Genomic DNA, 6,800 nt, shown 5'->3' on the forward strand with positions numbered 1-6,800 from the left:
GGCCGCGCCGGGCGGTTTCGCCAGCGGGTTCGCGGCCGCGCTGACGGTGGCGGGATGCCTGGCGATCGCGGTGGCGGCCCTGGTCTGGGTGCTCGCGGCGCGCGGGCGGCGCGCCGGGCAGCCGGCTTCGATGGTGCCTCGCTGAGGCGGGCGGTCAAGGATCGAGGTCACGCCCTGGTGAGGGTGTTTTGCCTCCGGGCATCGCGGGTCGGTGGCGACTGCGATGGGCCGGAGGTCTTTTTATTCTCGGATCGCGGCTGCCGGCGAGCGGATTTCGAAGGGCTTTCGGCAATGGGCCGTGACGGGCGGCCGATCGACAGAAGCACGCCGATCCCCGACAATACGCGCCTTCCCACGCGCGCCGGCCCGGCCCAGGCAGATGAAACTCGACAAGTGGATCCTCGCGGTATCGTTCGGCTGCCTCGCGCAGGCGGCCTCGGCGGCCGGCTACGGTTTCTCGATCAACAACACCGCCAGCCTGCCGGAATGTCCCGGCCTCGACCGCTTCACGCCGACCCACAACGTCGGCGAGATGATGACGGAGCTGCGTGCCATCCCGCACGACGTCGAGGATGCCAACCCGGCCACGCAGAGCGTGTGCACGCCGCATTACGGCAGCTACCTGCAGATGTCGCGAACCGGCCCGAGCTGCCGCATCTTCGACGGCGAGGCGCTCGGCGTGGCGCTGTTCGGGATGGAGGATTCGCAGGTCAAGAGCCTGATGGGCAACGGCGCGCTGCTGTACTTCCTGTCCGACGCAGGCGACGCTGCCCAGCGCGTCGCCAGGCGGCTGCGCGCCGACGGCTTCGCGCGCCTGCCCGACGCCGACTACGCCGGCCTGATCGGCCGCAAGCGTTCGCCCGACGAGCAGCTCGACATCTATCGCCGCGGCGACCTGCTGGTCACGCTCACGCGCGATGCCAAGCAGCATCGCTTCTCGGCGATGATCTCCGATCGCTCGATGCTGAAGATCGTCAATCGCGACGAGACCGCCTGCGCGAAGCCGTGAAGGCGGCGCGGCGATGCGTGAGCCGCGCCCTCAACTGCTGATCTGCAGGCAACCATCGATCACCGCGATCCTGCCGCCGCTGCCCGAGATCGCCACCGTCGCGTGGCGGAACGGATGCTCGGGCGCGTCGGTGGGGCGCCAGGCATGGCGGCGCAGCAATTCCAGGTAGCCGCCGCGGATCAGGAAGCCGTCGCATTTCTCGACATAGGCCTCGCGCCGCATCCGGTAGGTGGCCGGCAGGTCGAACCACGCCACGCCGGGCAGGTCGTGGTGCACCAGGTGGTAGTTGTTGTTGAGATAGAGCAGGCGCATCGCGAAGCCGGCCTCGTTGATCGCGATGCGCGCCTTCGGATGAGCCGCCGCGCGATGCTCGTAGAGCGATCGGATCATCGCCACCGACAGCGCGGGCCAACTGACGGCGAGCAGGTAGTACCACCAGGGCATGCCGGTGGCCCATTGCACCCAGGCCAGCAGCAGCGCCACGCAGGCGCCGTGGGTCGCCCACATCCGGATCGTGCCGCGCTCGCCGCGACGGACCTTGGCGAACTCCCTGGCCAGCATGGTGCCGACGCTCATCGGCGGCCCCACCACCAGCCGGCCGAGAAAGGTCTTGCGCAGCACCCACAGCGCCTTGAGCCAGCGCGGCAGCCCGGCCCACTGGCCGCGCGGCACGTAGTTGCCTTCCGGGTCGACGCCGGGCACGGTCAGGTCGTCGTCGCGGTGATGGGCGAGATGGGCCTCGCGATAGAGCGTGTAGGGATACCAGATCGCCAGCGCCGGATAGCCGAGCAGGCGGTTGAGCCATTCGTGCCGCGTCGGGTGGCCGTGCAGCAGCTCGTGCTGCAGCGACATGTGCCAGGCGGCGATCAGGATCAGCAGCGGCGTGGCGAGGGCGACCGACAAGGTGCCGGCGCGCAGCAGCAGCATCACGGCGAGCCAGCCGCCATAGACGGCGACGATCAGCAGCCAGGTGGGCCATTCGCTGCGCGCCGTGAAGCGCGCGCCGAGCCGGCCGATGGCATTGGCGTGGTCTACATCGAAGTATTCGGCCATGTCGTGACGAGATGGTGGAACGGGCGGCGGCCGCGACGCGGCACGCCGGCTTGGATCACGACACGCCGCTCGCCGGCGCCCGAACTCATTTGACGAAGCCCTTGGCCTTCAGGTACTGCGCGGCCACGCCCGCGGCCGGCTCGCCGTTGAGCTGGATCCGGTTGTTGAGCGTCTGCAGCGTCTTCAGGTCGAGGCTGGCGAACACCGGCTTGAGGATGCCGTCGATCTCGGGATGCGCCTTCAGCACCGCCTCGCGGATCACCGGCGTGGGCGCGTAGACGGGCTGCACCTTCCTGTCGTCGTCGAGCACCACCAGGCCGGCCGATTCGATCGCGCCGTCGGTGCTGTAGACCATCGCCGCGTTCACGCCGTCGGTCTGGCTGGCCGCGGTCTTGATGGTGACGGCGGTGTCGCCGCCGGAAAGCACCAGCAACTGGTCCGGCTTGAGCCTGAAGCCGTAGGTCTTCTCGAAGGCGGGCAGGGCCGAGGCGCTGTTCACGAACTCCGCCGAGGCGACCAGCTTGACCTTGCCGCCGGCCGTCACCCACTTGCCGAAGTCGCTGAAGCTGCGAAGGTGGTTGGCCTTCGCGAGCCCGGCCAGCAGCGCCACGCCCCAGGTATTGCTGGCCGGCGCCGGCGTGAGCCAGACCAGGTGGTTGGCCTGGTAGTCGAGCTGCCGGGCGGCGGCGTAGCCGCGGGCGGCATCGCGCCAGAGCGGGTCGTCGGCCTTGTTGAAGAAGAACGCGGCGTTGCCGGTGTACTCGGGATAGATGTCGATCTCGCCGGTGGTCAGCGCCTTGCGCACGATCGGCGTGGTGCCCAGCGAGATCTTGTCGGTCACCGCCAGGCCGTGCGCCTTCAGCGACTGCGCGATCAACTGGCCGAGCAGGCTGCCCTCGGTGTCGATCTTCGAGGACACCACGATCGGCGCGGCGGCCTGCGCGGGCAGGGCGGGGCCGAAGGCGGCGAGGGCCAGCAGGGAGAAGGCGGCGAGGCGCAGCGTGGGGGATGGGTTCATCTTGGTTTCGGATTCCTTCTCAATGCCCGATGATCGGCCGCGCCTGTCGAGCGGCGCGGTCCGCGGTGATCACGACGAAATGGGAACTCTAGCGAATCGCCGCCATGCGGCCAATCAACGGATTCGCATTTGCTTATCACGGGCCCGGAGATTGGAAAGGCCGCATTTCGCTGGCGGCATGCCTTACCCGGCTGAGGCCCGCCGGGCCGGCATCGACGAGGAAACCGGCGGCGCGTCCAGCGGCAGAACCGGAAAACCAATCCGGAATTCCTTGGTTGCCACGATGCCAAGGCATCCTTATAGTCGGCCGTCCGTCGACACGACCTTCAATCCACTCCAACAACGGGTCATCCACCATGAAGAGAATCCTGCTCGCGCTGCCGCTGGCCGCGGCCGCCGGCGCGCATGCGCAAAGCAGCATCACGCTCTACGGCATCGTCGAGGACGGTGTCGACTTCGTCAGCAACGTGCAGGGCCACCACCTGCAGCAGCTCGCCTCGGGCGTGACGGCCGGCAGTCGCTGGGGCGTGCGCGGCGGCGAGGACCTGGGCGGCGGCACCTCGGCGATCTTCCGCCTGGAAAGCGGCTTCGACATCAACTCGGGGCGGCTGGGCAGCGGGCTCGGTTTCTCGCGCAATGCCTACGTGGGCTTGAGCAACACCCGCTACGGCACGCTCACGCTGGGCCGGCAATGGGATTCGATCGTCGACTTCGTCGAGCCCTTCACGCTGAACGGCAACGTCGGGGGCTATTATTTCGCTCACCCGAACGACATGGACAACACCGATAACGGCTTCCCGATCGCGAACGCCGTCAAGTACCGCAGCCCGACCCTGGCCGGCTTCACCTTCGGCGGGCTCTATGCGTTCGGCGGCCAGCCGGGGCGCTTCTCCGACAACGCCACCTTCAGCGTCGGCGCCAGCTACGCGGGCGGCCCGTTCGGCTTCGGCGTGGGCTACCTGCGCATCAACAATCCCGGCGTCTCGACCCAGGGCTACCAGAACTATCCCGGCTTCACCAACGCGATCTACGGCGACTACCTGAACGCGGCGCGCGCGCAGAAGGTGTTCGGGGTGGGCGCGTCCTACCAGGTGCTGCCGATCGTCAAGCTGCTGGTGGACTTCACCAACACCAACTTCCAGCAGGGCAGCGCCGGCCACGATGCCACCTTCCAGAACTACGAGATCTCGACCATCGTCACGCCCACCCCGGCGCTGACGCTGTCGGCCGGCTACACCTACACCACGGGCCGCGACCACGCCACCGACGGCGTGCCGAAATACAAGCAGTTCAACCTGAGCGCAGAATATGCGCTGTCCAAGCGCACCACGGTCTATGTGATGGGCGCCTACCAGAAGGCGGCGGGCGACGCGGCGGTGGCGCAGATCGCCGGCTTCAATCCCTCGTCGAACCAGAAGCAGGCGGTGGGGCGCGCGGGCATCCGCCATGTCTTCTGATCTCGGGAGTGCAAACGCATGAGCCAGTGGGTCGCCGGGTTGCCGATGTACAACGTCACGCCGCGCCTGGGCGCGGCCTGGCGCGCGTTGCTGGCCGACACGCTGGCGGCCTTCGCGCGCGCGGGTGGCCCGCGCGGGGTCGAACTGCTCGGCGAGCCCTTCGGCGAGTTGCTGCCGCTGTGGCGCCGCGAGGACCTGCTGCTGTCGCAGACCTGCGGTTATCCGTTCCGCATGCTCGGGCTCGATGCGCTGACGCATCTGGTGGCGACGCCGGTGTTCGACGTCGAGGGCTGCGAGGGCGCGCGTTATTCGAGCTGGCTGGTGGTGTCGGCCGCCGCGCATGCCGGCGGCGCGACCACGCTGGCCGGTTGCCGCGGCCTGCGCGCCGCCTATAACGGCGAGGATTCGCACAGCGGCATGAATGCATTTCGTCATGCCGTCGCGCCGCTCGCGCGCGGCGGGCGTTTCTTCGCCTCGGCCACCGCCTTCGGGTCGCATCGCAAGGTGCTGGAGGCGCTGGCCGCGGGCCAGGCCGATTGCGCGGCGATCGATTGCGTGACGTTTGCCTGCCTGCGCGACGCGCTGCCCGAGCGGCTCGATGCGATCCGCGTGATCGGCGTCACCGCGAGCGCGCCGGGCCTGCCGCTGATCGCCTCGCGCCGGCTCGACGAGGAGCAGGTCGCGAAGCTGCGCGAGGCGCTCGATACGGCGCTCGCGGCGGACCCGGCCCGCGCGCACGAGCTGCGTCTGCTGCGCTTCGAACGGCTCGCGCCCGCCGATTACGAGACCATCGCGCGCTTCGCCGAGGAGGCGACAGCGCTCGGTTACCCGGTGCTGGCCTGAAGCGGCACAGGCGCGCGCGTTCGGTGGTTTTCCACAGCGTTTGCCGGCTGGCGCCGGCATGTGCCGACGAGTTTGCTGTCATCGTCGGCTTGTCCACAGTCGCGCGCCCTTGTCTTGCTGTGCGCTCGCGCTTCCATCGTCGCTTGATCCGCCGACAAAAAAACCGCCACGACGAGACGACTCGCGGCGGCGGCCAAGGGAACTGCCAGGACGTGTCGCTATCGCGGGGCGCCTCAGCCCGGCCGCTTGAACTCGGGCAGGCCGTGGTCCTCGCGGATCATCTGCACCAGCTGCACCAGGCTCGCCGACAGTTGCCGGCGGCTCGGGTAGTACATCACGAAGGGCTCGACAGGCGGCGCCCAGTCGGACATCACCAGCAGCAGCCGGCCGCTCTCGAGATGGCGCGAGATGCGCTGCTTCAGGCAGTAGGCGATGCCCACGCTCGCCAGCGCGGCTTCCACCACCGCATCGGTCTCGTTGAGGATCACGCGGCCCGGCACGTCGATCCGGCAGGCCCGCTTGCCGGTGCCGAGCTCCCATTGATAGAGCGACTCGTCGCCGAGCCGCATGCGGATGCAGGAATGGGCGAGCAGTTCGGTGGGCTCGCGCGGCGTGCCGTGCAGGCGCAGGTAGTCGGGCGAGGCGGCCAGCACCCATTCGAGATCGGGCGTGAGCGGAATCCCCACCATGTCCTGCGGCACGCTGCGGCCGTAGCGGATGCCGGCGTCGAAGCCGCCCTTGACGATGTCGACCATGCCGTCGTCGACCACCACCTCGATCTGCGACTTCGGAAAGCGGTTCAGGTAGCGGCCCAGGATCGGGCTGATCAGCAGTTGCGAGGCGTCGCGCGGCACGTTCAGGCGGATCAGGCCCGAAGGCGTATTGCGGAACTGGGACAGTTCGGCCAGCGCGCCCTCGATATGCTCGAAGCCGAGATCGAGGCCGCGCACCAGCGCGGCACCGGCATCGGTCGGCGAGATCGCGCGCGTGGTGCGGTTCAGCAGCTTCACGCCGAGCTTCTCCTCCAGGCCGCGCAGCGCGTGGCTCAGGGCGGAGGCGGTCACGCCCAGTTCCGCGGCGGCAAGCCGGAAACTCTTGCGGCGGCAGATCACGCTGAACGCATTCAGCGTGGCCAGGTCGTTGCGGCTATAGGTGGGCACGGTGGTGTCCTCGGGGACGGACGGTTGCGCGCGTTGCCGCGCGCTTGCCCGTCAGATTCTTGAGGGCCGCTCATCGGAAGTCAATCGCGACGAGCGGTGGAATGCGCATGGCCGTCGCCCGCCTCGCACGCCGCGGCGACGGCCGTGGCCATGCCCAGGTGGCGTGCACCGACTTCGGCGTGGCCGGCCGCGCGGCGCTGGTTGATCGCCGCCGCGCGCGGGTCGGGACGCGGCGGGCGTGCCGGCGCCGGATCGCCGTG

7 protein-coding genes are annotated in these 6,800 nt (G+C 69.1%); 3 read left to right on the forward strand and 4 right to left on the reverse strand.

What is annotated here, in order from left to right; genetic code table 11:
• The first annotated feature begins 379 nt into the window (after window positions 1-379).
• Window positions 380-1,009, forward strand: a complete 630-nt coding sequence (locus F3J18_RS34750) for a hypothetical protein (protein WP_025096917.1) — start codon at window positions 380-382, stop codon at window positions 1,007-1,009.
• Window positions 1,010-1,039: 30 nt separating this feature from the next.
• On the opposite strand, the gene F3J18_RS34755 is transcribed toward F3J18_RS34750, so the two are convergent.
• Together F3J18_RS34755 and F3J18_RS34760 are read right to left on the reverse strand one after the other, a co-directional pair.
• Entirely contained in the window at window positions 1,040-2,062 is a 1,023-nt protein-coding gene (locus F3J18_RS34755) for a fatty acid desaturase (RefSeq protein ID WP_166916628.1), read from the reverse strand.
• An 85-nt stretch (window positions 2,063-2,147) separates the two neighbouring features.
• Window positions 2,148-3,080: an ABC transporter substrate-binding protein gene (locus tag F3J18_RS34760; protein WP_029949278.1), complete on the reverse strand. Its 933-nt coding sequence runs from the start codon at window positions 3,078-3,080 to the stop codon at window positions 2,148-2,150.
• A 356-nt stretch (window positions 3,081-3,436) separates the two neighbouring features.
• Here F3J18_RS34760 and F3J18_RS34765 point away from each other — a divergent pair, with 356 nt between their 5' ends.
• On the forward strand, window positions 3,437-4,537 hold the full coding sequence (locus F3J18_RS34765; protein WP_166916630.1) for a porin: 1,101 nt from the start codon (window positions 3,437-3,439) through the stop codon (window positions 4,535-4,537).
• Between the two features lie 18 nt (window positions 4,538-4,555).
• Window positions 4,556-5,380: a PhnD/SsuA/transferrin family substrate-binding protein gene (locus F3J18_RS34770; protein WP_166916632.1), complete on the forward strand. Its 825-nt coding sequence runs from the start codon at window positions 4,556-4,558 to the stop codon at window positions 5,378-5,380.
• Window positions 5,381-5,613: 233 nt separating this feature from the next.
• Here F3J18_RS34770 and F3J18_RS34775 read toward each other — a convergent pair whose 3' ends face one another.
• Together F3J18_RS34775 and F3J18_RS34780 are read right to left on the reverse strand one after the other, a co-directional pair.
• Entirely contained in the window at window positions 5,614-6,540 is a 927-nt protein-coding gene (locus F3J18_RS34775; protein ID WP_025096922.1) for a LysR family transcriptional regulator, read from the reverse strand.
• Window positions 6,541-6,620: 80 nt separating this feature from the next.
• Window positions 6,621-6,800 (reverse strand): hypothetical protein (locus F3J18_RS34780; protein ID WP_166916634.1); only part of this gene is annotated, 180 nt, incomplete at its 5' end.

This window comes from Burkholderia sp. Ax-1720 (assembly GCF_011753035.1).
Lineage (GTDB): Bacteria > Pseudomonadota > Gammaproteobacteria > Burkholderiales > Burkholderiaceae > Burkholderia > Burkholderia gladioli.

Bases quoted from the DNA above. Each gene is read 5' to 3' on its own strand.
- F3J18_RS34750 (WP_025096917.1), top strand. From the start codon at position 380: ATGAAACTCGACAAGTGGATCCTCGCGGTATCGTTCGGCTGCCTCGCG.
- F3J18_RS34755 (WP_166916628.1), bottom strand. From the start codon at position 2,062: ATGGCCGAATACTTCGATGTAGACCACGCCAATGCCATCGGCCGGCTC.
- F3J18_RS34760 (WP_029949278.1), bottom strand. From the start codon at position 3,080: ATGAACCCATCCCCCACGCTGCGCCTCGCCGCCTTCTCCCTGCTGGCC.
- F3J18_RS34765 (WP_166916630.1), top strand. From the start codon at position 3,437: ATGAAGAGAATCCTGCTCGCGCTGCCGCTGGCCGCGGCCGCCGGCGCG.
- F3J18_RS34770 (WP_166916632.1), top strand. From the start codon at position 4,556: ATGAGCCAGTGGGTCGCCGGGTTGCCGATGTACAACGTCACGCCGCGC.